Source organism: Corallococcus sp. AS-1-12, from assembly GCF_020036995.1.
GTDB lineage: Bacteria > Myxococcota > Myxococcia > Myxococcales > Myxococcaceae > Corallococcus.
The window spans coordinates 14893-37615 of record NZ_JAIQDD010000036.1; the positions used below are offsets into that span (position 1 = coordinate 14893).

A 22723-nucleotide genomic window follows, 5' to 3' on the forward strand; every position below is an offset into this window, starting at 1 on the left:
CGGGGCGCCCGGGGGTGGGTCAGGGCTTCTGCTGGATGAGCTCCACCTTGTAGCCGTCCGGGTCCTCCACGAAGGCGATGACGGTGGTGCCGTGCTTCATGGGGCCGGGCTCGCGGACGACCTTGCCGCCGGCCTGCCGGATGGCGTTGGCGGTGGCGTAAATGTCGCTGACGCCCAGGGCGATGTGGCCGTAGGCGGAGCCCAGCTCGTACTTCGCCGTGTCCCAGTTGTGGGTGAGCTCCAGGGCGGGGTGGGTGTCCTCCGGGCCGTAGCCGACGAAGGCGAGGGTGAACCGGCCGTCCGGGTAGTCCTGGCGGCGCAGGAGCGTCATGCCGAGCACGCGGGTGTAGAAGTCGAGCGACTTCTCCAGGTCGCCGACACGGAGCATGGTGTGGAGGATGCGCATGCGGTGGCTATAACCGCGGGGACTCAAGCTCCGCCAGCAGCAGCTTCACCGCGCTGCTCGCGCGCCGGGCGGATTGATCCGCATCGACACCCGGGGCCGCCACGAAGCGGGCGTACTTCCGCGCGCCCGCCGCGTCGAGGTCGGCGAATTCCTGGGCCAGGGCGGCGAGGGCCTGCTGGAACAGCGGATCCGTGTGGATGGGGCTTTGCCGGATGACGGGGGCGAGTCCGGCTTGTCCTCCGGGCCAGGACTCGACCATCCAGACGATGTCGTAGGCATCCTTGTTCTTGAGCCGGTTGCGCAGGGCGTCCACCTTCGCGGCGAGGTAGGCGGCTGGACCCGCGACCCTCAACCGCTGGCGCGTGCGGCCACCGCCTCCTGGAAGCGCGACGACGACTTCCTTCTCGACGAAGTCCCGGTCGATGAGGGTTCCGGTGGAGAGGACCAGCGCGGAGAGCTTTCCTCCCACGACGCCTCCGGGCCGGTACAACCGGCCTGCCTCGCGTCCGGGGGCCAGGGGGCAGAAGAACTCGACCGTGAGGGGATGGGTGACGCCCCCCTTCCAGCGCCAGCTCGAATGAGGATGCGGACGGAAGCCCGCGGCCTTCAGCGTCTGCTCCAGCCGCTCGTAGTGCCCCACTTCTCCTTCCACGAGCGCGACCCTCAGACAAAGGTCGAGGTCCTGCGTGCCGATGTGGGGCTCGAGTCCGGGACCCGGCTCGGGGACGAGCAGGGAGGGGACGAGGCCGCCGATGATGACGACGTGGGCGCCCGCGAAGCCGAACGCACGCACGACGTGTACAGCCTCCGCGAGCAGGGCCGAGCGGACCGAGGGGTCGTACTCGCCCAGGTGTCCGCCTTCAGTAACCAAGGACCTCCTCGCGGAAGTGCCGCGCGAGGTCCTCGCCCCGGCGCTCCGTGCGGACGTCCAGATAGATGCGCACGGGCGGCGCGAGCAGGACGCCATCCCGGGACGTGGATGCCCAGGTGCCGACCCTGCCCGTGTCGTGGATCAACATGAGGTTCGCTCCTCGCTCCGTCACTTCCGCGTCCAGGTGCTTCGCTGCCTGGTCCAGGGGCACCTCGGGTGAGATGCGGATGCGCGACACGGGGACGCTGGTGGGCCCGACGCCAAACATGCTGACCGCCGCGGACCCCGTGAATGCATGGGCGATGCCGGCCTTGCCGAGCCGCGTGCGGGTCTGTTGCCAAAGCTCCTCGGGACGCCGCGCATAGAGGGCCACGTGCAGGGAGCGCTCCCTGCGTGTCGCTGGAGCCTGCCGCTCGAGCCAGTCGAGCAGTCCGGTCCGATCCCGGACGGTGCGTCGCTTCGCGGGACCCCGGCCCTCCGCGCGGACCAGCTCCAACTGTTCGAGCCAGGTCAGCAGCTTGTGGGCCTGCCCCAGGGACACCGAGGCCTGCTCCGCGAACCGGGAAACGGAAAGCGGCTGTTCCTCCTGGAGGAGCACCTGCACGGCCCGGACGCCATGGACGCCAAGGGTCGCGGTGCCCGGGGGCTTGTCGCGCGCGGCGGTGCGCTCCGCCTCGATGTGGAGCAGCACTCCCCGGGCATGCAGGTGGAGATGGCCGCGCGAGTCCAGGTAGCCGACCCCCTGCGCCTCCAGCGCGTCGCGAACGTCCTTCTTGAGCCAGGGGCCGACGACGAAGGGGAGGTCCCGGGACGGTCGCGCCGTCGCGGGACGATGCGCCCCGAGCAGCAGCGGCAACTGGTCCACACGGAGGCCGGAGGCGGCCTCCAGCAGCGTGAACGTCGCCACTTCGCGGCCCTCCCATTCGAGGGACGGGCGCGCCGCGCCGCGCACCTGGAGCCAGGGGCGCGCCGGCAGCCAGGACATCAGCCTGGGAGGAAGATGGAGGATGGCGGGCATCTTTCGCTCGCAATGGCTCGTGGATGTTCAGGAAATCCAATTGCTTGGAAGCTGGATTTTCATTCCCGGGATAGATTCACTCAATGGTGAAAATGCGTCTCCAGTGAATATTGGCGGGGAGGGGCCATGCCTGGTCGTGCCCCAAGGGCCTGGACGTCGTGTGGGGTCGGTAGCGGCCAGGCATCCGAAGAGTGGCGGCGAGGCACGGCGGGGCGCGTGTTATGGAACCGGCCATGAAACACGCTCAAAGCCAGGCCCTCTTCGCCCGTGCGCAGGCGCGCATCCCGGGTGGCGTGAACTCTCCGGTGCGTGCCTTCCGCGGCGTGGGAGGCGACCCCGTCTTCTTCAAGGAAGGCTCCGGTGCGTGGCTCACCGACGTGGACGGCAACCGCTACGTGGACCTGGTGGGAAGCTGGGGCCCGCTCATCCTGGGCCACGCGTACCCGCCCATCGTGGAGGCCATCCTGGAGGCCGCGCGGCGCGGCACCACGTTCGGCGCGCCCGTCGCCTCGGAGGTGGAGTTCGCGGAGCTGCTCTGCGCCACGGTGCCCTCCGTGGAGAAGGTGCGCCTGGTCTCCAGCGGCACGGAGGCCACGGTGGCCGCCATCCGCGTGGCGCGCGGCTTCACCGGCCGCGACTACATCCTCAAGTTCGAGGGCTGCTTCCACGGCGCGGGTGACCCGTTCCTCGTGAAGGCGGGCAGCGGCGTGGAGACCCTGGGCCTGCCGGACTCGCCGGGCGTGCCCGCCGCGCTGGCGTCGCTCACGCTCACCGCGCCCTTCAACGACCTGGAGGCCGTGGAGCGCATCTTCAAAGAGAAGGGCCAGGACATCGCCTGCGCCATCATCGAGCCCGTGGTGGGCAACATGGGCGTGCTGGTGCCTCGCCCCGGCTACCTCGAAGGGCTGCAGAAGCTCTGCCAGAAGCACGGCGTGCTCTTCGTGCTGGATGAGGTGATGACGGGCTTCCGGCTGGCTCGCGGCGGCGCGCAGGAGCTGTACGGGCTCAAGCCGGACCTGACCACCATGGCCAAGGTGGTGGGCGGCGGCATGCCGCTGGGCGCGTACGGCGGCCGGCGCGACATCATGGCGAAGGTGGCGCCGGAGGGGCCCGTGTACCAGTCCGGCACACTGTCCGGGAACCCGGTGGCGGTGGCGGCGGGCCTGGCGTGCTTGAAGGCGCTGGCGGCGCCGGGGACGTACTCGCGGCTGGAGCAGTTGGGCCTGCTGCTGGAGGAGGGCTTCCGCGCGGAGGCGAAGGCGGCGGGCGTGCCGGTGACGGTGAACCGCGTGGGCAGCATGCTCACGGTGTTCTTCACGGCGGAGCCGGTGTTCGACTACGCGTCCGCGAAGAAGGCGGACACGGCGAAGTTCGGGCGCTTCTTCCACGCGATGCTGCAAGAAGGCGTGTACCTGCCGCCCAGCCAGTTCGAGGCGGCGTTCGTGTCGCTGGCCATCGGCGAGCCGGAGGTGGCGCACGTGCTCGCCGCGGCCCGCAAGGCGTTCCGCGCGCTTGGCGACGCCCGTTGAACCCGAGGCCCTGAGCGGGCCCGTGCGCTTCGGCCCCTACACCCTCGTGCGCCGCATTGGCGCCGGGGGGATGGGGGAGGTCTTCCTCGCGCGCGAGGAGGGCGTGGGGCGCGCGGTGGTGGTGAAGAAGGTGCTGCCGGGGCTGGTGGACAGCCGGCAGTTCGTGGGCCGCTTCCGCGACGAGGCCCGCGTGGTGGTGCGGCTGGCGCACCCGAACATCGCCCGCGTGTACGCGATGGGCGAGGTGGACGGGCAGTTGTTCCTCGCCATGGAGTACGTGCTGGGCAAGACGCTCAGCCGGCTCGCGTACCGCCTGCGGCAGCGTCAGCGGATGATGCCCCTGGGGCCGCTGCTCCAGATGGGCATCCGGCTGTGCGAGGGCCTGGCGTACGCGCACGACGCGACGGACGAGGCCGGGCACCCGCTGCACCTGGTGCACCGCGACCTGTCCCCCGCGAACGTGTGCGTGAGCTACGCGGGCGAGGTGAAGATCATCGACTTCGGCGCGGCGCAGTCCACGCTGAAGGAGCAGCAGACGGCGCCGCGCGTGGTGATTGGCAACCTCACGTACATGGCGCCGGAGCAGGCCCGCAAGCGCACGGTGGACCGCAGGGCGGACCTGTACGCGGTGGGCGTGGTGCTGTGGGAGCTGTTCTCGTGGAAGCCGCTGTCGCAGCGGGGGGACCCGCTGGAGCGCTGGCGGCGCGCGGCCTATCCGCAGTGGGAGCCGGCGGGGCGCTACCGGCCGGACCTGCCGCGCGCGGTGGACGCGTTCCTGGCGCGCGCGCTGGCGTCCGAGCCGAACGACCGCTTCCCCACGGCCACGGCCATGGCGGAGGCCCTGGGCGCGCTGAAGGAGAAGCTGGCGCCCAACGTGACGGACCAGGACCTGGTGCGGCTGATGTCGGCGGCCTTCCCGCGCGAGAAGGTCATCGAACAGCAGATGCTGGACGACCTGTTGCGCGAGCAGCCCGAGCGCGCGAGCACGCGTCAGGAGTTCCCGTCCGTGCTCGCGCCCCCCGGCGCCATGGACGCGGCGGAGGCGCTCCGGGCACAGGAGGACATCGCGACGGAGGCGCTGGACGCGGCGAGGCTGCGGCAGGCGGAGGGCGCGGGCCTGGAGCCCGGAGCGCGGGACGCCTCGAAGCCACCGCCGCCGGAGCACTCCTCCGTGGGCGAGCGGACCGAGGCCCTGGACGCGGCGAAGGTGGAGCAGGCGCTGCGCGCGGCGGCGGCGGCGCAGCGGCTCCGGGCGGAGTCCGGCGACGCGGCGGAGCTGCCGCGCAAGGCGCCTCCGGCGCGGCTGCACAACCTGGAAATCACCATGGACGCCTGGCTGCCAGGCATTGGCGCCGCGGAGCCCACCACGCCGGGACTTCCTCCCCAGACCCCGCCGGCGGCATCCCCGCCATGGACTCCCGGGCCCGGCGAGGACGAGGCCACTCCCCAGGAGGCCCCCGGCCCCTTGGAGTCCCGTGGGGGCCCGGGCTCCGAGGACACCACCGACCCCGGGGAGCGCACCCCCGCGCCCACGGAGTCCTCCTCGGGCAGGCAGGCCGCGGTGGAAGAACCGCCCCGGCCGGATTGGAATCCGGACGCGGACGCGAAAGACTCCGCTCCACACCTTCGAGCGTCTCACAGTGAGGGGCCCCCCCCGGCCCCGGAGGACTCACCGATGCAGAACCGCCCCTCGCGCCCGGGCTGGACTCCCGGCGCAGGCAGTGAGGACTCCACCACCAACGAGCGGCCCGCGCGCAAGAGCGCCACGGGCCTTCCCGCCGCCGGCAAGGGCGGCTGGACCCCGGGCTCCGGCGAGGACGACGCCACCGAGGGCGCCGGCCCCATGGCTTCGCGCCCGGACATGGACGACGACGCGGACGACGAGGGCACCGACGTCGACAAGCCCGGCCGCCCGAAGGCGAACCCCGCGCCGCGCGCCCCCGCATCCCAGCCCCGTCCGCAGACCTCGGTGGGCCCCGCGCCGCAGTCGCGTCCCGCCACGTCGGTGGGCGCCGCCCCCCAGGCGCGTCCCGCGGAGGCGTTCCCGGACGCCACCCGCCCCATGTCCCAGGACGAGCTGCCGGTGCCCTGGACGCCGCAGGGCGCGGGCGAGGCCACCGAGGCCCTGGAGGCCGCGAAGATCTTCGGCGCCCTGTCCCAGACGGCGGGCAACATGCCGGCCTACCTGGACGAGAAGGCCACCCCCTACGTCCCGCCCAAGGAGGCCCCGCGCCGTCAGGCCCCCGTCGTGGACGAACGGCCCCACGAGACGCGCCCCATGCAGGTGCGCACCAAGACGCGCGAGACGCTCGTGGGCTACGACATGGACATCTCCGAGGCGCTCCGGCAAGCGGAGCTGAAGCGCCGCGAAGCCGAGCTCGCCGCCCAGAAGCGCGACAAGAAGAAGCCCGTGAAGAAGGCCCCGGGCGGCAACCCGCTCCAGGGCCTGTGGCCCCTCCCGCCCCAGTACCGCTTCTGGGCCATGCTCCTGGTGGTGGCCCTGGCGTGCGGCCTGGGCTTCGGCGTGATGTGGCTCTTGCTGAGCGGCGGCGAAGGCGGCGCCTGATCAGTCCAGCGCCGGCAGCCGGTACTGGACGCCCAGCGACACCGTGGCGGTGCTCAGCCAGTTGCTCGTGAAGCCGTCGCCGAACTCGTCGTCGTTGTCGTCCGACGTGCCTCGCGCGCCGCCGCCCAGGTAGCGCAGGTTGAGGAACACGTCGATCTGCTCGGTGACGCGCACGCCGCCGCGCAGGCTCGCGTCCAGCAGCGCGCCCGTGGTGGCCGAGTCGCTGTCGCCGTTGATGATGGCCGCCGGCGCGTAGCTGCCATCCGCCTCCAGCCCCACCCACCAGTTCTGGCTCAACGGCCAGCGCACGCGCACCTTGAGCAGCGGCACCGGCCCCACGTCCCGGCTGGTCCGCCGCAGGGTGCCGTCCGCGGAGGTGAAGACGAACGTCGCGTTGCGGAGCTGGAGCGAGGCGCCCACGGACAGCTCGCGCTCGGGGCCGCCGAGCAAATCGTAGAGGTAGCTGGCCCGGTAGAACGGGAACGCGTAGCGCACGTCCAGCGGCGTGTTCTCCGGGAACGTGAGCTCGTCAATGGTGACGTCCCGCCGCAGCACGACCTGCGTCTGGATGTCCAACGGCTGCACCAGGAACACCAGCGTGTGCCGCCCGCGCAGGGACAGCTCCGCGCTCAGGCGCACGAACGTGTAGAGGTTGTCCTGCCCGCCGTCCTCCGGGAAGCGGAAGAGGGTGCCGTCGCTCCCCTGACGCAGGCTGTGCGCCAGGACGTCCAGGAAGCCCAGCTCCGCCACCGCGCGCAGCTCCACGCGCGGCGCCTCCTTGCGCGGCACGTCCTCCGCCGCGCGAGCGGAGCCCGCCATCCCGGACAGCCACGCCACCACCCCTGCCAACACGGCCTGCGACCCGCGCATCGTCTTCCCCTGGGAAGTGCATCCTCGAGGCCGGCAGCAGACGCGACCGGGACGCGCGAAGGGGACTTTCGAGCGGGGACTGTTCACTCCCGCGCGCACCGCTGCGTCAGGCGCCCGTCAGGGGCAGGGGCGGCGCCACCGGCGGCTCCAGCGGCAGGAAGAGGCGGAAGATGGTGCCCCTGCCCGTCTCCGGCGCGTCCAGCGACACCTGGCCCACGTGCGAGTCGATGATGCGCTTCACCACGGCGAGCCCCAGCCCGGTGCCCTGGGCCTTGGTGGTGAAGAAGGGCTCGAAGACGCGCGCGCGCAGCTCCGCCGGGATGCCCGGCCCCGTGTCGGAGATCTCCACCTGCACGCCGGGCCGGTCCATCCACGCCTTGCGCGCCACCACGCGCAGCGTGCCGCCCTGGGGCAGCATGGCCTGCACGGCGTTGAGCGCCACGTTGAGGAAGCACTGGCGGATGAGCCGCTCGTCCACCGTCACCGGCGGCACGTCCTCCTCCATCACCCACTCCACCCGCACCGGCGGCGGCGAGGTGCCGCCCACGTCGGAGAGCGCGCTGCCCACCGCCTCCTCCAGCAACTGCGTCACCGACACGGGATACAGGTGCGGCGACGGAGGCCGCGCGAACGTGAGCAGGTCCGCGACGATGCGGTTGAGCCGGTCCGCCTCCTCCCCCACGATGTCCACCAGCGGGAGGGCCGGGCTCTCCGGCCCGATGATGCGGCGGATGGTGGCCACCGAGTTGAAGATGGCGCCCAGGGGGTTGCGCACCTCGTGGGCCACCACCGCGGACAGCTCGCCCAGCGCCACCAGCCGCTCGCGGTTCACCAACTGCTCCTGCGCGCGCGCCAGCTCCGCGTAGCTCTGCTTCAAGTCCTCCACCAGCCGCGCGCCCTCCAGCGCCAGCGACAACTGGTTTGCGATGGCGTCCGCGCGCTCCAGCTCCGCGGGCGTGAAGCGGCGGGGCCGGCGCGTCTCCACCATCACCGCCACGCCCACCATCTGGTCGTGCACGGCGAGCGGCAGCACCATGTAGGCCAGGGCCTCCGCGGCGCGGCGCAGCTCGTCGTCCACCCGCGTCTCCAGCCGCGCGTCCTCCACCCGGAGCGGCTGGCGCGTGCGGAACACCTGGCCCGCGAGCGAATCCGACGACAGGTCCAGCGGCACGTGGCGCCCCACCAGCTCCGGGTGGCTGCCCGTCGCCGCGCGGATGGCCAGCCTTTCGCCCTGGGCGTCCGGCAGCAGCACGTACGCGTCCGGCACGTCCACGATGCGCGCCAGGCTGGTGACGCCCGTGGCCAGCAGCCGGTCCAGCTCCAGCGTGGCCGCCAGCGCCTTGCCCACCTCGTGCATCAGCGCCAGGTCCTCCGCCCGGCCGCGCACCTCGTCCAGCAGCCGGTGGGACTCGATGGCCGCCGCGAAGTGCGTGCCCATGGCCTGGAGCGTCTCCACCTCCAGCGCGGTGAGCCGGCGGCGCCCGTGGAACAACACGCTCAACGTGCCCACGCCGCGCGAGCGCACCCGCAGCGGCACCGACACCAGCGTCTGGAACGCCAGCGCCCGCAGCGCGTCGCGCGTGGGCGCGGGGCACGTCTCCGCGTCCAGCACCTGCACCGCGTCCGGCATCCCGCCCGGGCGGGGCAGCGACCCCAGCCGCGCGCGGCGCACGCGCGCCACCGCGTCCTCGGACAGGCCTCGCGCGTAGACGAGCTCCAGCGGCTCGCTCGACTCGTGCCGCGTGTCCGCGGGCAGCAGCAGGCACACCGCGTCGCAGCCCAGCAGGCCGGAGATCTCCTCCGTGCCGGAGCCGAAGAAGGCGCGCGGGTGCGGCGCGGACGCGGCCTGTGACGCCAGCCGCCCCAGCGCGGTGAGCGCCGTCGCGCGCACGCTCAGCCGCTGGATGGTGCGCGCCGCGTCCAGCGCGGAGGACACCTGCTGGCCGAACAGCCGCACCGCGGCCACGTCCTCCTCGCTCAGCCAGTCCGCGGCCAGCACCAGCATGGCCATGGGCGCGTTCTCCACGTCGATGCGCACGCCCACCGCCCGGTGCGTCTCCACGCGCCGGAACACCGCCAGCACCGCGTCCATGCGCGCTTCGGACACGAACCGGGACGCCTCCACGCCCAGGTCCTCCACCCACGCATCCCCGTCCCGCCAGGTGCGCACCAGCGCGGGCGACCAGCCGCCCGGGGCCTCCACCCGCACGCGGCCTCCCAGCGACGGCGCGTGCGGCACCAGCCGGGGGGACAGCCCCGCCACGGACAGCTCCACGCCCACGCCCCGGGGCGTCAGCCACGCGAAGCCCAGCTCCAGCGCCTCCAGCCCCCGGAACACCTCCTCGCGCACCGCGTCCTCGGAGTGCAGCGCGCGCACCGCGCCCCCCAACTCCGCCAGCCGCCGCAACACCATCCGGCGCCGGACCCGGGACGTCACGTCCCGCACCTGCACCACCCAATCCCTGGCATGCGGATGCACCGTCAGCTCCACGCGCATCCCGTGATTGCCCACGGCCAGCCACGCCTCGTAGGTGCCCGCCACGGGCGAAGACCCCAGCCGCCGCGCCAGCCGGTCCGCGGGGTCCTCCAGCGGCCCCGGCTCCCACAGCAGCGTCGTGACGGGCCTTCCCAGCAGGTGCTCGCGCGCGAGGCCCAGCAGGCGGGACAGCGCCGCGTTGGTGTGGATGAGCAGGCCGTCCCGAAGCACGAACACGCCCAGGGGCATGTCGTCGAAGAGGCGGTACACCGCCTCCGGCTCCTCGGAAACCGTCCCCACCCGACGGTTCGTGCGCTCAGTGCTCCTCACCCCCCCACCTTCGCACCCCTGCCCCCCCGCGGTGAAGCCACCCCCGCCCGTCAATCGACCACCAGCGCACACCCGCCGCTCCCCGCCCTGGAGCGGCGCGGCGCCTCACGACCCGGCACGTTCTCAAACCCTCTCATGACGCCCCAACCTGAATCCTTGCATGTATTGACAGGGTTTATGAGAACACCTAGAAACATGGAAATGTGACAGTGCGGTTTCAAAGGGGAATGTCTTGAACCTGCCCCACGCGGCTTCCGGCGTCATCGTCCAGCAGCAAGGTGAAGCCTTCTTCCTCCTGGACACGGAGGGCGGTGAGGTCTTCCGGGTGAACGAGACCGCCGCGCGCATCTTCGAGCTGTGCCAGGGCGACACGTCCCTGGAGGGGGCGGTGGCGTCGCTGGCGCTCCGGCTGGGCGCCGCGGGCCAGGAGGAGGCCATCCGCGCGGACGTCCAGCGCACCGTGACGCAGTTCCAGGAGCTGGGGCTGTGCGAGCCCTCGCGCCCCGTCTGACTTTCGCCGTCCGCTGAAGGGTGTCTTCCCCTCGTGAGAGGGACAGGCCGGGCCATGTCCTGGCCCTTGGGAATCCCGTGTGCCCGGGTCGCCCCGGGTGCGCGTGATGCCAGACGTGAGACGTGTTTCACGGCTGGAGTGAAGCACCGGAGTGTTGGCAGGCAATGTCAGACCCCCTGTCCACACTCCGCCATGTTTCACCGCAGTGGCAGTGAACGCAGCAATCCATCCAGGAGAAGCACCATGTACATCCAGTCCCAGATCGTCCGCGTGTCCGCGTCGTCCGACAAGTGCACCTGCTCCAACGGCATGGTCATCGCCGCGACGACCGTGAGCGCGGAGTAGTCGCTCCCGTCGTTTCCCAACTCCAGACATCCATCCCAGGAGAACCACCATGTACATCCAGTCCGAGATCGTCCGCGTTTCCGCCGCCACCGACAAGTGCACCTGCTCCAACGGCATGGGCGTGATCGTCATCGCGGAGTAACGCGTTTCACGGCCGGGAGGAGGGCCTGTGGTCCTCCTCCCGGCTGTGTCTTTCCCCGAAAGCGCCGACACGCCCCCGCCCCGCCATGCTGCCCGCATCCACGCAGTTGTTGCTCTTCACCCAGGCGGACGTCGGCGGACACGCGCTCTTTCGAGTCGTGCCCGTGGAGGTGTCCGTGCGCCCCGGCCAGGGACGGCTGTGGACGGACGTGTCGCGGGGCAATGCCTTCACCCCCGCGTGGCAGGACCACGCGCGCCACCTGTCGGCGGTGGGCCGCGCGCGCTACGCGCTGCCGTGGGAGCAGACCGACCTGCACGTCTCGCCGCGCGGCCGGAACGTGACGCTGGATGGCCGGAGCGCGTCGCTGCCGCTGTTCGTCGCGTGGGTGGCGCTGCTTTCGGGCCTGCCGCTGCCGTCGCCCTTCCTGGGCACGGGCGTGGCGCTGGAGGCGCATGGGGAAGCGCTCGCGCCCGCGCCGCGCGAGTTCCTCCAGGGAAAGCTGGGCGTGGCGCAGGCCTACGTGACGCAGGTGTTTCCGCGGGCGGGGCGGGTGGCGGTGTTCGTGCCGGAGGGCAGCGCTTTCGACGCGGCGCCCCTGACGGCGCTGGACGTGCGGCCGGTGCCCACGCTCACGAAGGCGGTGGAGGCGGTGCTGGGGCTGAAGCCTCGCGCCGCCGGAGCCGACGCCGGGGAAGGGGTGGGGGGATGATCCGCCAGGGCGTGGGGGCCATCCGGGAGATGGTCGGGCTGACGCGGGGGCTGGGGAACCTGCGGGTGATGCTGGGCTCGGGGCTGTTGGGCATGGCGGCCTCCGGCCTGCTCAACCCGGTGATGCCGTTGTACCTGCGCTCGCGCGGGCTGGGCTTCCAGGAGATTGGCGCGCTCTACACGGTGGGGGCGCTGCTGCCCATCTTCGTGCAGCCGGTGCTGGGGGCGCTGTCGGACCGCCATGGGCGCAAGCCCTTCGTGGTGGGGCTGTCGCTCGTCACGTCGCTGATGGTGCCGGCGGTGGCGCTGGTGGACGACCCGCAGCCGCTCGCCGCCGTGATGATCCTCAAGATGCTGCTGTCGCGCAGCGCGGCGCCGGTGTCCAACGCGATGGTGGCGGACTTCGCGCCCGCGAAGCAGCGCGCCACGCTCTTCGCGCTGCTGGATGCCACGTCCAACCTGGTGTTCGTCGCCGCGCTGTTCGCGTCCTCCGCCGTCATCCGCGCGCTGTCGGTGGCGGGCACCTTCTTCCTCGCGGGGGGCCTGTTCCTCGCGGGCAGCCTGCTGCTGCTGGGGCTGGATGAGCCGGCGCGTCCTCCGCGCGCGGAAGGAGTGCGTGGGGGCGCGGGGTGGGGCCTGGTGTTCCGGGGGCTGTGGTCTCCGTTCACCTACGTGAAGGAGCGGCCGGGCGCGGCGGCGCTGTTCCTCTGGCAGTTCTTCTTCACCTTCGCGCTGGCGCTGTTCCCCACGTACCTGCCGCTGTACGCGGTGGAGCTGGGCGCGCCCCGGGAGGCGGTGGGGCCGCTGGTGGCGGCGTCGTGGCTGACGTACGCGTTCGCGCAGCCCTTCGGCGGGCGGCTGTCGGACCGGCTGTCCCGGCGCGTGGGCCTCATTGTGCCGGGCCTCGCGGGCATGGCGGTGATGGCGGCGGTGCTGGGGGCCGCGGGGTGGCTGCCGGACGGCGCCGCGCTGGTGACGCTGGTGGGGGCCTGGGTGCTGCTGGCCATCCCCGACGGCCTGCACCGCTCCTCCGCGTCCGCGCTGGTGGTGGAGCAGTCCCCGGCGCCCTCCGAGCGCGGCCGGTTCATGGGCGCGCTGGGCGCCTGCGGCGCGCTGGCCTCCGTGCTCGCGCCCGTCACCTACGGCTTCGTCGCGCAAGCGGCCGGCATCGGCTTCACGTTCCTTCTTTCCTCGGTGTCCCTCGTGCTGGCGCTCGGCTGTGTGTCGCGCGTGCGCGAGGCGTCCTCACCCGTCACCCCTCCACCGGCCCCCGTGGCCGCCCTCACCCCCACCTCGGAGCCCGGATGAGCCCCCTTCGCCACGTGTGTCGCTGGGGCACCGCGCTGTTGGCCGCGCTGGTGCCCACGCTGGGACACGCTGATTCGACGTACAAGGTCACCGCGACGCGGACGCAGGACGCCATCACCATCGACGGCAAGGGGGATGAGCCCGCGTGGCAGGCGGCCCCGGAGATTTCCGGCTGGTACCTCACGCGCGTCAACTACGGCAAGCCCGCGCCGGACGACACCAAGGTCCGCATCCTCTACGACCAGGACAACCTCTACTTCCTCTTCCACTGCATCGACTCCAAGCCGGAGCGCATCACCGGCTACACGGTGCAGAACGAGGGGTTCCTCCACCAGGAGGACAACATCACCATCATCCTGGACACGTTCCTGGACCACCGGAACGCGTACTACTTCTGGACCAACCCGCTGGGCGTGCGCACCGACGGGCGCATCGTGGATGACGGCGAGGCGTTCTCCACCAACTGGCGCGGCGAGTGGGAGACGAAGTCCAGCATCGTGAAGGACGGGTGGATTTCAGAGGTGCGCATCCCGTTCGCCAACTTCCAGTTCGAGACGAAGGACGAAATCTCCTTCGGCATGCTCCTGGACCGCGAACAGTCGCGCAACCAGGAGTGGAGCAACTGGACGCCGGACGGCGTCAACAGCGCGAAGGTGAGCCGCTACCCGCACCTGGAGGGGCTCAAGGGCATCAAGCCGCGCAGCATCTTCAGCATCACCCCGTACGTGGCCACCACGGTGGCGCTCAAGACGACGGACGACCGGGGCGTCTTCCGTCCCAACGTGGGCGCGGACGCGCGCATCGACCCGACGCCCTGGCTGGCGGTGAAGCTCACCGCCAACCCGGACTTCAGCGACGCGGAGGCAGACCAGAGCTTCCTCCTGCTGGACACGGACCAGCCGCTCCTGCCGGAGCGCCGCGCGTTCTTCACGGAGAGCGAGCACCTCTTCATCGCGCCCATCAACGTCTTCACCTCGCGCCGCATCGCGCTGCGGCCGCATGACCGGGTGTGGGGCGGCCTGCAGCTCACCGGCAAGCTGGGGGGCTTGAGCTTCTCGATGATGGACGTGCAGCACCGCGACCTCACCGGCCGGGACGCCAACGGCCGTGAGGTCTTCGAGAACGTCAACTCCGGCGTCATCCGCTTGCAGCAGGACATCGGCAAGCGGTCGATGATCTCCCTGGTGGCGCTCAACCGCAGCGGGCGGGGCGGGCTGTTCGGGGACTCGGACTTCCAGACGGTGGGCGTGGACGGCAACTTCCACGTCTTCGAGGAGTTCTTCATCCAGGCGCAGGCGCTGAAGAGCTGGAGCCCGCTGGGCAACGAGGACTCGGACGCGTACCACGTGGGCCTGCACCGCTTCGACACGCTGTCGGAGTTCTGGTTGCAGTTCGAGGACATCGGGAAGAACTACGCGAACCCGCTGGGCTGGACGCCGGTGGTGGACAAGCAGGGCTACAACTCGCGCCTGTTCCTGAACCCGTTCCCCGGGTGGCGCTTCCTGCCCCGGCTGGACGTGACGTGGGACTCGCTGTGGCGCCGCAACCACGAGGGCGAGCGCACGCGCTGGCGCAACCGCCTCAACGTGCAGCCCTACCTGCACCACGACTTCGCGCTCTACCTGGAGGGCATCTACGACGACAACCTGGGCTTCCGGGACCGGCTGGGCACGTTCGGCTTCACCCTGTTCCCGCACGACTGGCAGAGCTACACGCTGACCGCCGTCGCCGGCCGCTTCCTGGGCGGGGAGATCCGCGGCTTCAACGGCGCGGCGAACATCAAGATTGGCCCGCACATCGTCGCGCGCTTCAGCGGCTTCTACACGCGCAACTTCAACGTGCCGACGAACAGCGACCTCTACGGCACCTCCGGAGACGGCTACAGCTTCTCCGGCTACGCGCAACTGCGTTACCACTTCAGCCCGGACCTCTACGCGCGCCTGACCTTGCAGAAGGGCGGCGTGTACGAGCTGGCGGACTACAACTCCGTGAAGGGCACGTTCCTGGACGCGATGGTGGGGTGGCACTACCGCCAGTGGAGCGACATCTTCCTCGTCTACACGGATCAGCCCTTCGGCGGCTCCCAGGAGCGGCGGATCCTCTCGAAAATCTCCTTCAACTACTGACCTGTCCCAAGGGCCATCCGCATGACCTCCGCCGACCCGCAGAGCCTCAAGCGCCGCTACGACGAGGTGTCCCCGAAGTACGACCAGGGCGCGCCGGACGCCACGGCCATCAAGCTGTTCTGGCTGACGTACGAGCACCTCACCTGGAAGCCCGTGGAGGCGCTCCTGCCGAAGGACGGCACGGCCTGGCGCGTGCTGGACGCGGGCGGCGGGGGCGGCAAGTTCGGCACGCGCTTCGCGGAGGCCGGTCACCACGTCACCGTGCTGGACATCTCACCGGGCATGCTCGACGGCGCGAAGGCGCAGTTCGCCGCGAAGGGGCTGCTGGACCGCGCCGCCTTCGTGGAGGGCAACGTCGCGGCGCTGGAGCTGCCGGACGCGGCCTTCGACCTGGTCTTCTGCGAAGGCGACCCGGTGTCGTACTGCCTGGACGCGTACCCGCGCGCGGTGAAGGAGCTGGTGCGCGTGGCGAAGCCGGGCGCGCCGGTGGTGCTGGGCGTGGACAACCGCTACGAGGCGTTCTCCGGCTACCTGAAGCTGGGCAAGCCGCAGGAGGCCTTCCGCACGCTGCACGATGGCCGCACCACATGCCCGTATGGCCTGCCGGTGCACGCCTTCACGGTGCGCGAGCTGGAGCGCGCGGTGGCGGACGCGGGCGCGGAGCTGCTGGAGGTCTTCGGCAAGCCGGTGATGTTCTTCGACATGCTCAAGGCGATGGCGGCCGCGCACGGCGGCACCGCGGAGAGGCCGTGGGACGCGTGGGCCGCGCGCGAGGAGATATTGGCGTTGCAGGAGAAGCTGGCGCACGAGGGCTTCGCCGTCCTGGGGCAGCACCTCCAGGTGATGGCGCGGCGCAAGGGCTGACGCCATGGGCCTCCCCTTCCTGGGCGTGGGGCTCAGCTACCGCTGGGACCTCAATCCGCACCTGGCGCGCGGCAACCCCGGCGTGGACTGGCTGGAGGTGACGCCCGAGCACTTCCTGCCGCTCACGCCGGACTCGGAGCGGCGGCTGGAGCTGCTCGCGAAGCGCTACCCGCTGGTGGGCCACAGCCTGGAGCTGTCGGTGGGCTCGGACGGCGTGGACGCGCCCGGCTACCGCGAGGGCTTGAAGCGCATCCGTCACGTCACGAAGAGCGTCTGGCACGGGGACCACCTGTGCTTCACGCGCGTGGGCAACCTGCCCCTGCGCGCGCTGACGCCGGTGCCGCTGACGGAGGAGGCGGTGGCCACGTGCGTGCGCAACGTGAAGGCGGCGCAGGCGGACCTGGACGTGCCCTTCGTGGTGGAGAACATCGCGTATCTCTTCCACACGCCGCTCAACACGCTGGATGAAGCGGAGTTCCTGCGCCGCGTGGTGGAGGGCGCGGACTGCGGGCTGCTGCTGGATTTGCACAACCTCCACTGCAACGCGGTCAACCACGGGTTCGACCCGTATGCCTTCCTGGACCGTCTGCCATTGGAGCGCGTGGTGCAGGTGCACCTGGCCGGCGGCGTCACGGTGGAGGGGTTGAGATTGGACAGCCACTCCGCGCCGTCGCCGGAGGAGGTGTGGCGCTTGTTGGAGTACGTGGCGCCACGCAGCCCGGTGCGAGGGGTGAACTTCGAGATGGACAGCGGCTTTCCTCCCTTCTCGCGGCTGGTGGAGGAGCTGGCCCGCGCGCGCGCCATCCTCCAGCGCTGCGGTGCGAGCGCGGCATGAGCTACCCACGAACCTTGGAGGTCCTGGCGCGGCTGCACGTGGATCCCCGCTTCCGTGAAGCGTGGCGCCGCGATGCCCCCGGCGCCCTGGCCCCGCTGGGCCTGACGCCGTCGGACGCGGAGGCGCTCCAGCGGGTGGAGCCGGTGGTGGTGGAGCGCGCCGGCCGGATGATGGACTTCCACCGCACCGAGCGCGTGCGCGAGCAGCTCCCCTGGGTGGATGAAGCGAAGCGGCCGGAGCTGGGATGGCTGCGCGCGCGCTTCCTCCAGGACGTGCCGCCGGAGGTGCTCAACCGCGAGGAGGCCATCGCCTACTGCCGCTTCCTGGAGGCCGGTGAGCACGCGAAGCTGCCCGCGTACGTGCCTCAGTTGGCCCGGTGCGAACGGCTGCGCCTGTCGCTCGCGTGGGGGCTCGTCCCCATGCCGGCGTCAGGGCTGTTCGTGGAGTCCTTCGACCACCCGGTGCTCACGCTGCTCGCCGCGCTGGACGCGCCGGGCTGGCCCCCGGTGGAGCCGAAGCCCACGCGCGTGGAGTACCTCAAGGTGCCCGGCCTGCCCGCCGTGATGCCTCGCGAGCTGCCGTCACCTTGAGGTGCCCCGTGCGCCTTCAGTGCTTGCGGTGGTGCGTCTTCTCGTAGGTGCCCATGAGCTGGGTCTCCCCCACGATGTGCCCCTGCATCGCCTTGAGCAGCTCCGTGCGCGTGGGCTGGTTCAGGTCCGGCAGCACCGTGTCCAGGGCGTACAGCTTGAAGAAGTACCGGTGGCTCCCGATGGGAGGCATGGGGCCGCCGTAGTCCTGCCGGCCGAAGTCGTTGCGCCCCAGCTTCACCCCGTCGGGCAGCACGTCCAGGGTCGCCCCGTCCGGGATGTTCTGGGCGTTGACCGGGAGGTTGTAAAGGACCCAGTGGCAGAAGGTGCGCTGGGGGTTCGCCGGGTCCGGCGCGTCCGGGTCTTCCACGATGAGGGCCAGGCTCCTGGCCCCGGCGGGGAGGTTCTCCCAGTGCAGGGGAGGCGCCTTGTCGTCCCCCTCGCCGGTGTAGGCGATGGGGATGGGCATCCCGTCCTTGAACTTCGGAGAGGTGAGCTCGAGCGGCTTCGGCATGCGTGACTCCTCGGGCATGAACGGCCAACGTGACCCCCGCCAAGCTGGCGATGCCGCGGGCCCGGTGCTGAGAGACGGAGGGCGCTCCGCCCGGCCGCCCGTCACCTCCCTGGGGCCTGGCCGCCGCTGATCCACCGGGCGCCCCCCGGGACGCCTGCTCCTTCGAGCCTTATTACAGAGGAGAAGCCACCCCTCCGGCCCGGCGCCGTGATAGCTGCGCTTGCGGGTGCGGCAACCGCTGCTGGCGGTGGGGTGGCCCGGGTCCGCGTACCGGTTGCACGCGCCGCGCATTCGGTGCTAAGCGGCGCCCGCGCGTGTATGGGCGGGGTCGGGGTTGGTGAAGGAAACCCAAGACTTTCCCGGGGTTTGGTGAGGCGTCCGCATGGCAGACCAGGAGCCTCGCAAGCAGGAGGACGCGCCGGGCAGTGAGCTGGGCGAGACGGCCCGGCAGATGCGGGCGGCGGAGCCGTACATCTCCGCGGTCTGGAAGCTGGTGGGCGGGGCGGTGGTGGGGGTCCTGGGAGGGTTCTTCCTGGACCGGTGGCTGGGGACGTCGCCCTGGCTGCTCCTGGGCTTGAGCCTGGTGGGGATTGGCGTGGGGTTCTACGGCTTCCTCCACGCGATGGCGCGGCTGGGGAAGCGCAAGTGACGGGGACGGGCGGACAGCCGAAGCGGGACCCGTTCTGGTCGCACGCGGGGCTGGCGGCGGCGGTGATGGGCGTGGGCGCGGTGGTGGCGGCGGCGCTGCCGAAGGTGACGGAGGACCGGGTCTCCGCGCTGCTGGGCGTGGGCATCGCGGCGGTGACGGGCGTGCTGGCGCTGGTGCTGAAGCGGCGCGCGGCGATGCAGGCGGATTTGAAGGCGGCGTTGAAGGTGGTCGGGGTGGTCTTCGCTCTCAGGGGCGTGGGCGTCGGGGTCGGGCTGGCGTGGGTGGTGTCCCGGGGTTTGAGCGCGATCGCGTTCGTGGGCGGCTTCTTCGGCGTCTACTTCGCGCTGCAGTGGATTGAAGTCAGCTACGTGATGGCCGCGTCGAAAGACACGGCGGGCGGAGACGAGTGATGCGCAAGGCAATGGTGCTGTTCGCCTGTCTGTTCGCGGGCGCCGTGTGGGCCTCCGACCCGGCCGGCGAGCACGGTTACGCGAACGAGTCCAAGGACGCCGAGGGCGAGGACGTCGCCGGCTACATCCTCCACCACGTGGCGGACTCGAACGAGTACGAGTTCGAGGTCCCCCTCAGCCACAACCACATCCCCATCCACCTGCCGCAGATCCTCATCCCGCTGAGCGAGGGCGCCTGCACGCCGGTGGCCGACCCGCACGGCGGCGGTCACGGCGAGGTCTACCCGGGCCTGGGCGCCGGCTGCCTGGACCTCTCCATCACCAAGCACACGGTGATGATGTGGCTGGCGGCGCTGCTGCTCATCGGCTCCATCCTCATCTGGAGCAACCGCGACAAGACGAAGCTCGTGCCGCGCGGCGCCGGGGCGAACCTCTTCGAGATGCTCGTGCTGTTCGTGCGCGACGAGCTGGCCATCAAGAACATCGGCAAGGAGGAGGGCCCCCGGTACGTGCCCTACCTGCTCACCGCGTTCTTCTTCATCCTCTTCATGAACCTGCTGGGCCTGTTCCCCTGGATGGCGACCGCCACGGGCAACATCGCGGTCACCTGCGGCCTGGCGCTGTGCACCTTCTTCGTCACGCAGGCGGCGGGCATCCGCGCGGCGGGCATCGGCGGCTACCTCAAGCACCTGACGGGCGGCGTGGCCCCCTGGCTGTGGCCCATCATGATTCCGGTGGAGTTCCTGGGCCTGTTCACCAAGCCCTTCGCGCTCACCATCCGTCTGTTCGCCAACATGCTGGCGGGCCACATCGTCATCTTCTTCCTGCTGGGCCTCATCTTCATGCTCCGCAACCCCGCGGTGGCGCTGGTGAGCGTGCCGTTCGCCTTCGGCATCTACCTGCTGGAGCTGTTCGTGGCCTTCGTGCAGGCGTACGTGTTCACCATGCTGTCGGCGCTGTTCATCGGGATGAGCGTGGCCATGGGCCACCACCACGACGAGCACCACGAGGGTGGCGCCAGCCACGACCACGGCAAGGCCCACCACGTCGGCTGAGCCGCACAAGTTGACGGGGCGCACGTCGGTGTGACGGCGCGCCCCGGTTGAAGACCCGGCGGTTCGAAAGGCCGCCGGAGGTAGTCCTGAAGGGATTTCACGACCCCCCCACAAGCGGGTCCCGCCTCACGAAAGAAGACGTGCTCCCATGACCAACCTCGCTCTTGCCTTCCTCGCCGCCGGTATCGGCGCGGGTCTCTCCATCATCGGCGCCGCGCTCGGCATCGGTAAGCTGGCCGCCGCCGCCATGGACGCCACGGGCCGTCAGCCGGCCGCCGGTGGCGACATCCGCACCACGATGATCATCGCCGCGGCCCTCATCGAAGGCGCCACGCTGTTCGCGCTGGTCGTCTGCATCCTGCTCGCCATCAAGCAGTAAGGCCGGCAGGTCGCAACGGGAGCCGGCGTCCGCTTCGGGAAGAAGGGGCGCCGGCGTTCCGGCTCGCAGTGCGCAGCACCTGTGTCACATGAAGTCTCCCGCATCCTCCCTCTGCCTCTTCGCTTCACCGGGACCCGCCATGTTCCTGCCCTCTGTCCTCGCCGCCAGCAGCTTCGTGGAGGTCCGTCCGGGCCTCATCTTCTGGACCATCGTCACCTTCGTCATCGTCCTGCTGGTGCTGCGGGCGAAGGCGTGGGGGCCCATCCTGTCGCTCGTCGAGGAGCGCGAGAAGCAGATCTCCAACGCCATCGAGAGCGCCAAGCGTGAGCGCGCCGAGGCGGAGAAGCTGCTCGCCGACCAGAAGACGGCCATCGCCGAGGCCCGCCGCGAGGCCGCGGAGACCACCCGCCGCGTGCAGGCGGACATGGAGAAGTTCCGCGACGAGCTGATGGCCAAGAGCCGCAAGGAGGCGGAGGAGCTGAAGCTGTCCGCCCGCCGCGAGATTGAAGACCAGAAGGCCAAGGCCATCGCGGAGGTCCGCGCCATGGCCGTGGACCTGGCCATGGAAGTGGCCGGCAAGCTCATCAACGAGCGCATGGACGACGCCAAGCACCGCGCGCTGGCCGAGCAGTTCGTGCAGGGCCTGCCCGGCGCCACCAGCGCCACGGCGACCCGCCGCTCGGCCTAAAGGCCGGGAGTCTTCCGCCGCGCCCGCCTGTTCCAGGAATCCATCATGGCTCTCTCCATCGGCATCGTCGGTCTGCCCAACGTGGGCAAGTCCACCCTGTTCAACGCCCTGTCCGCCGCGGGCGCGCAGGCGGCGAACTATCCGTTCTGCACCATCGAGCCGAACGTGGGCGTGGTGCCGGTGCCGGACGACCGCCTGGACCAGTTGTCGGCGCTCGTGAAGCCGCTGAAGAAGATCCCCACGTCGCTGGAGTTCGTGGACATCGCCGGCCTGGTGCGCGGCGCGTCCAAGGGCGAGGGCCTGGGCAACCAGTTCCTGGGGAACATCCGGCAGGTGAACGCGGTGCTCCACGTGCTGCGCTGCTTCGAGGACGACAACGTCACCCACGTCGAGGGAGGCGTGAACCCGGTGCGGGACCGGGACGTGGTCGACACGGAGCTGTGCCTCAAGGACCTGGAGACCGTGGAGAAGCGCCGCGAGCGCTCGCTGAAGAACACCAAGGTTGGCGGCAAGGCGGGCGAAGAGGCCAAGGCCGAGGTCGCGCTCCTGGAGCGCATCAAGGCGAAGCTGGATGAAGGCGTCACGGTGCGCGCGCAGAAGCTCACCGACGAAGAGAAGGCGGCCATCCAGGACCTGTTCCTGCTGACGGACAAGCCCGTGCTGTACGTGGCGAACATCAGCGAGAAGCAGATTGGCAAGGAGGACGCGGACCCGCGCGTGCAGGCGGTGCGCGAGATGGCCGCGAAGGAGGGCGCGGGCGTGGTGGTGCTGGCGGCGGCGCTGGAGTCTGAAATCCAGCAGCTCCCCGAGTCCGACCGTCCCGGCTTCCTGGCGGACTCCGGCCTGACGGAGCCGGGCCTGCACAAGGTGGTTCGCGAGGGCTACAAGCTGCTGGGCCTGTGGACGTACTTCACGGTGGGCGAGCAGGAGTGCCGCGCCTGGACCATCCACAAGGGCTTCAAGGCGCCGCAGGCGGCGGGCGTCATCCACTCCGACTTCGAGCGCGGCTTCATCAAGGCGGAGGTCTTCTCGTGGACCGACCTGGTGAAGCTGGGCAGCGAGTCGGCGGTGAAGGAGAAGGGCCTGCTGCGCGTGGAGGGCAAGGAGTACGTCGTGCAGGACGGCGACTGCATGCACTTCCGCTTCAACGTCTGACGCGGGGCCTTCCCCATTGTGGGAAGTGACGACGGGCGCTGCCTTCCACTCACGGAAGGGGCGCCCGTTTCGTTTGCTAGCGGGGACCGCTCAGCCACGTATAGCCCCAGAGGCCCACGGCCAGTGCGGCCAGCACGGTGGAGAGGATGGCCGAGCGCTTCGTGCGGCCGGCGGGGTCCGGGTGGTTCAGGGCGTACTTCCACACGCCGCCCACGCGCAGGCCCAGGAAGAGGAGCAGGAGCACGGGGCCCACGACCTGCCAGCCCTCGGGGCGCTTGAGGATGACGATCCACGAGGCGATGAACGCCACGTTGCCGAGCAGCATCAGGGCGGGATAGGGCAGGGTCGGGCGGGAGGTGTTCACGGGGCCGCCAGTGTGCG

General features: G+C 71.0%; 22 protein-coding genes. 15 read left to right on the forward strand and 7 right to left on the reverse strand.

Features of this window, described 5'->3' with window-relative positions; translation table 11 throughout:
• Nucleotides 1-19: 19 nt before the first annotated feature.
• Genes gloA through K8556_RS34840 form a run of 3 tightly spaced genes read right to left on the reverse strand, consistent with a single transcriptional unit; the run spans nt 20 to nt 2295 of the window.
• A complete protein-coding gene (gloA, locus tag K8556_RS34830) occupies nt 20-406 on the reverse strand; it encodes a lactoylglutathione lyase (RefSeq protein ID WP_223744427.1) in 387 nt (128 codons plus the stop codon).
• Nucleotides 407-413: 7 nt separating this feature from the next.
• On the reverse strand, nt 414-1277 hold the full coding sequence (locus K8556_RS34835; RefSeq protein ID WP_223744428.1) for a hypothetical protein: 864 nt from the start codon (nt 1275-1277) through the stop codon (nt 414-416).
• The gene (locus K8556_RS34840; protein WP_223744429.1) at nt 1267-2295 is read right to left on the reverse strand and encodes a hypothetical protein; all 1029 of its coding nucleotides are present in this window, start codon (nt 2293-2295) and stop codon (nt 1267-1269) included. Before K8556_RS34840 ends, K8556_RS34835 begins: the two co-directional genes overlap by 11 nt.
• Nucleotides 2296-2528: 233 nt before the next feature.
• On the opposite strand from K8556_RS34840, the gene hemL reads away from it, so the two are divergent.
• Together hemL and K8556_RS34850 are read left to right on the forward strand one after the other, a co-directional pair.
• Complete coding sequence (gene hemL, locus K8556_RS34845) at nt 2529-3824, forward strand: glutamate-1-semialdehyde 2,1-aminomutase (RefSeq protein WP_223744430.1); 1296 nt, start codon at nt 2529-2531, stop codon at nt 3822-3824.
• Nucleotides 3808-6390, forward strand: a complete 2583-nt coding sequence (locus K8556_RS34850; protein WP_223744431.1) for a serine/threonine protein kinase — start codon at nt 3808-3810, stop codon at nt 6388-6390. Before hemL ends, K8556_RS34850 begins: the two co-directional genes overlap by 17 nt.
• Here K8556_RS34850 and K8556_RS34855 read toward each other — a convergent pair whose 3' ends face one another.
• Together K8556_RS34855 and K8556_RS34860 are read right to left on the reverse strand one after the other, a co-directional pair.
• Nucleotides 6391-7260, reverse strand: coding sequence for an outer membrane protein (locus tag K8556_RS34855; RefSeq protein ID WP_223744432.1), 870 nt, complete (start codon nt 7258-7260; stop codon nt 6391-6393).
• Between the two features lie 106 nt (nt 7261-7366).
• On the reverse strand, nt 7367-10036 hold the full coding sequence (locus K8556_RS34860; protein WP_223744433.1) for a GAF domain-containing protein: 2670 nt from the start codon (nt 10034-10036) through the stop codon (nt 7367-7369).
• 262 nt (nt 10037-10298) lie between these two features.
• Here K8556_RS34860 and K8556_RS34865 point away from each other — a divergent pair, with 262 nt between their 5' ends.
• The 7 genes from K8556_RS34865 (at nt 10299) to K8556_RS34895 (ending at nt 17495) form a co-directional block, all read left to right on the forward strand.
• Nucleotides 10299-10577, forward strand: coding sequence for a PqqD family protein (locus tag K8556_RS34865; protein WP_223744434.1), 279 nt, complete (start codon nt 10299-10301; stop codon nt 10575-10577).
• A 572-nt stretch (nt 10578-11149) separates the two neighbouring features.
• Nucleotides 11150-11773 carry a hypothetical protein gene (locus K8556_RS34870; protein WP_223744435.1) on the forward strand — a complete coding sequence of 208 codons (624 nt, stop codon included), beginning with the start codon at nt 11150-11152 and terminating at the stop codon, nt 11771-11773.
• On the forward strand, nt 11770-13080 hold the full coding sequence (locus K8556_RS34875; protein WP_223744436.1) for an MFS transporter: 1311 nt from the start codon (nt 11770-11772) through the stop codon (nt 13078-13080). The genes K8556_RS34870 and K8556_RS34875 overlap by 4 nt, the downstream gene beginning before the upstream one ends.
• A complete protein-coding gene (locus K8556_RS34880) occupies nt 13077-15206 on the forward strand; it encodes a carbohydrate binding family 9 domain-containing protein (RefSeq protein ID WP_223744437.1) in 2130 nt (709 codons plus the stop codon). Before K8556_RS34875 ends, K8556_RS34880 begins: the two co-directional genes overlap by 4 nt.
• A gap of 21 nt (nt 15207-15227) precedes the next feature.
• A complete protein-coding gene (locus tag K8556_RS34885; RefSeq protein WP_223744438.1) occupies nt 15228-16070 on the forward strand; it encodes a class I SAM-dependent methyltransferase in 843 nt (280 codons plus the stop codon).
• A 4-nt stretch (nt 16071-16074) separates the two neighbouring features.
• The gene (locus K8556_RS34890) at nt 16075-16905 is read left to right on the forward strand and encodes a DUF692 family multinuclear iron-containing protein (protein WP_223744439.1); all 831 of its coding nucleotides are present in this window, start codon (nt 16075-16077) and stop codon (nt 16903-16905) included.
• The gene (locus tag K8556_RS34895) at nt 16902-17495 is read left to right on the forward strand and encodes a hypothetical protein (protein ID WP_223744440.1); all 594 of its coding nucleotides are present in this window, start codon (nt 16902-16904) and stop codon (nt 17493-17495) included. The genes K8556_RS34890 and K8556_RS34895 overlap by 4 nt, the downstream gene beginning before the upstream one ends.
• A 16-nt stretch (nt 17496-17511) precedes the next feature.
• On the opposite strand, the gene K8556_RS34900 is transcribed toward K8556_RS34895, so the two are convergent.
• Nucleotides 17512-18006, reverse strand: a complete 495-nt coding sequence (locus K8556_RS34900) for a YbhB/YbcL family Raf kinase inhibitor-like protein (protein WP_223744441.1) — start codon at nt 18004-18006, stop codon at nt 17512-17514.
• A 382-nt stretch (nt 18007-18388) separates the two neighbouring features.
• On the opposite strand from K8556_RS34900, the gene K8556_RS34905 reads away from it, so the two are divergent.
• The 6 genes from K8556_RS34905 (at nt 18389) to ychF (ending at nt 22342) form a co-directional block, all read left to right on the forward strand.
• Nucleotides 18389-18655 (forward strand): AtpZ/AtpI family protein, encoded by a 267-nt coding sequence (locus tag K8556_RS34905; RefSeq protein ID WP_223744442.1) that lies wholly within the window; start codon nt 18389-18391, stop codon nt 18653-18655.
• Complete coding sequence (locus K8556_RS34910) at nt 18652-19065, forward strand: hypothetical protein (protein ID WP_223744443.1); 414 nt, start codon at nt 18652-18654, stop codon at nt 19063-19065. The genes K8556_RS34905 and K8556_RS34910 overlap by 4 nt, the downstream gene beginning before the upstream one ends.
• Nucleotides 19065-20120, forward strand: a complete 1056-nt coding sequence (gene atpB, locus K8556_RS34915; RefSeq protein ID WP_223744444.1) for a F0F1 ATP synthase subunit A — start codon at nt 19065-19067, stop codon at nt 20118-20120. The genes K8556_RS34910 and atpB overlap by 1 nt, the downstream gene beginning before the upstream one ends.
• Before the next feature lie 148 nt (nt 20121-20268).
• Entirely contained in the window at nt 20269-20499 is a 231-nt protein-coding gene (locus tag K8556_RS34920; RefSeq protein ID WP_120560834.1) for an ATP synthase F0 subunit C, read from the forward strand.
• A gap of 139 nt (nt 20500-20638) precedes the next feature.
• Complete coding sequence (atpF, locus tag K8556_RS34925) at nt 20639-21187, forward strand: F0F1 ATP synthase subunit B (protein ID WP_223744445.1); 549 nt, start codon at nt 20639-20641, stop codon at nt 21185-21187.
• A gap of 45 nt (nt 21188-21232) precedes the next feature.
• Complete coding sequence (ychF, locus tag K8556_RS34930) at nt 21233-22342, forward strand: redox-regulated ATPase YchF (protein WP_223744446.1); 1110 nt, start codon at nt 21233-21235, stop codon at nt 22340-22342.
• 76 nt (nt 22343-22418) lie between these two features.
• Here the strand turns inward: ychF and K8556_RS34935 are convergent, their stop codons facing one another.
• Entirely contained in the window at nt 22419-22706 is a 288-nt protein-coding gene (locus K8556_RS34935) for a hypothetical protein (protein ID WP_223744447.1), read from the reverse strand.
• Between the last annotated feature and the right edge of the window lie 17 nt (nt 22707-22723).

Excerpts from the sequence above, each read along its gene's own strand:
- K8556_RS34870 (WP_223744435.1), top strand. The coding sequence starts at position 11,150 with ATGCTGCCCGCATCCACGCAGTTGTTGCTCTTCACCCAGGCGGACGTC.
- K8556_RS34900 (WP_223744441.1), bottom strand. The coding sequence starts at position 18,006 with ATGCCGAAGCCGCTCGAGCTCACCTCTCCGAAGTTCAAGGACGGGATG.
- K8556_RS34885 (WP_223744438.1), top strand. The coding sequence starts at position 15,228 with ATGACCTCCGCCGACCCGCAGAGCCTCAAGCGCCGCTACGACGAGGTG.
- atpB (WP_223744444.1), top strand. The coding sequence starts at position 19,065 with ATGCGCAAGGCAATGGTGCTGTTCGCCTGTCTGTTCGCGGGCGCCGTG.
- K8556_RS34855 (WP_223744432.1), bottom strand. The coding sequence starts at position 7,260 with ATGCGCGGGTCGCAGGCCGTGTTGGCAGGGGTGGTGGCGTGGCTGTCC.
- K8556_RS34840 (WP_223744429.1), bottom strand. The coding sequence starts at position 2,295 with ATGCCCGCCATCCTCCATCTTCCTCCCAGGCTGATGTCCTGGCTGCCG.
- K8556_RS34890 (WP_223744439.1), top strand. The coding sequence starts at position 16,075 with ATGGGCCTCCCCTTCCTGGGCGTGGGGCTCAGCTACCGCTGGGACCTC.
- hemL (WP_223744430.1), top strand. The coding sequence starts at position 2,529 with ATGAAACACGCTCAAAGCCAGGCCCTCTTCGCCCGTGCGCAGGCGCGC.
- ychF (WP_223744446.1), top strand. The coding sequence starts at position 21,233 with ATGGCTCTCTCCATCGGCATCGTCGGTCTGCCCAACGTGGGCAAGTCC.
- atpF (WP_223744445.1), top strand. The coding sequence starts at position 20,639 with ATGTTCCTGCCCTCTGTCCTCGCCGCCAGCAGCTTCGTGGAGGTCCGT.
- K8556_RS34920 (WP_120560834.1), top strand. The coding sequence starts at position 20,269 with ATGACCAACCTCGCTCTTGCCTTCCTCGCCGCCGGTATCGGCGCGGGT.
- K8556_RS34905 (WP_223744442.1), top strand. The coding sequence starts at position 18,389 with ATGGCAGACCAGGAGCCTCGCAAGCAGGAGGACGCGCCGGGCAGTGAG.
- K8556_RS34875 (WP_223744436.1), top strand. The coding sequence starts at position 11,770 with ATGATCCGCCAGGGCGTGGGGGCCATCCGGGAGATGGTCGGGCTGACG.
- K8556_RS34895 (WP_223744440.1), top strand. The coding sequence starts at position 16,902 with ATGAGCTACCCACGAACCTTGGAGGTCCTGGCGCGGCTGCACGTGGAT.
- gloA (WP_223744427.1), bottom strand. The coding sequence starts at position 406 with ATGCGCATCCTCCACACCATGCTCCGTGTCGGCGACCTGGAGAAGTCG.
- K8556_RS34880 (WP_223744437.1), top strand. The coding sequence starts at position 13,077 with ATGAGCCCCCTTCGCCACGTGTGTCGCTGGGGCACCGCGCTGTTGGCC.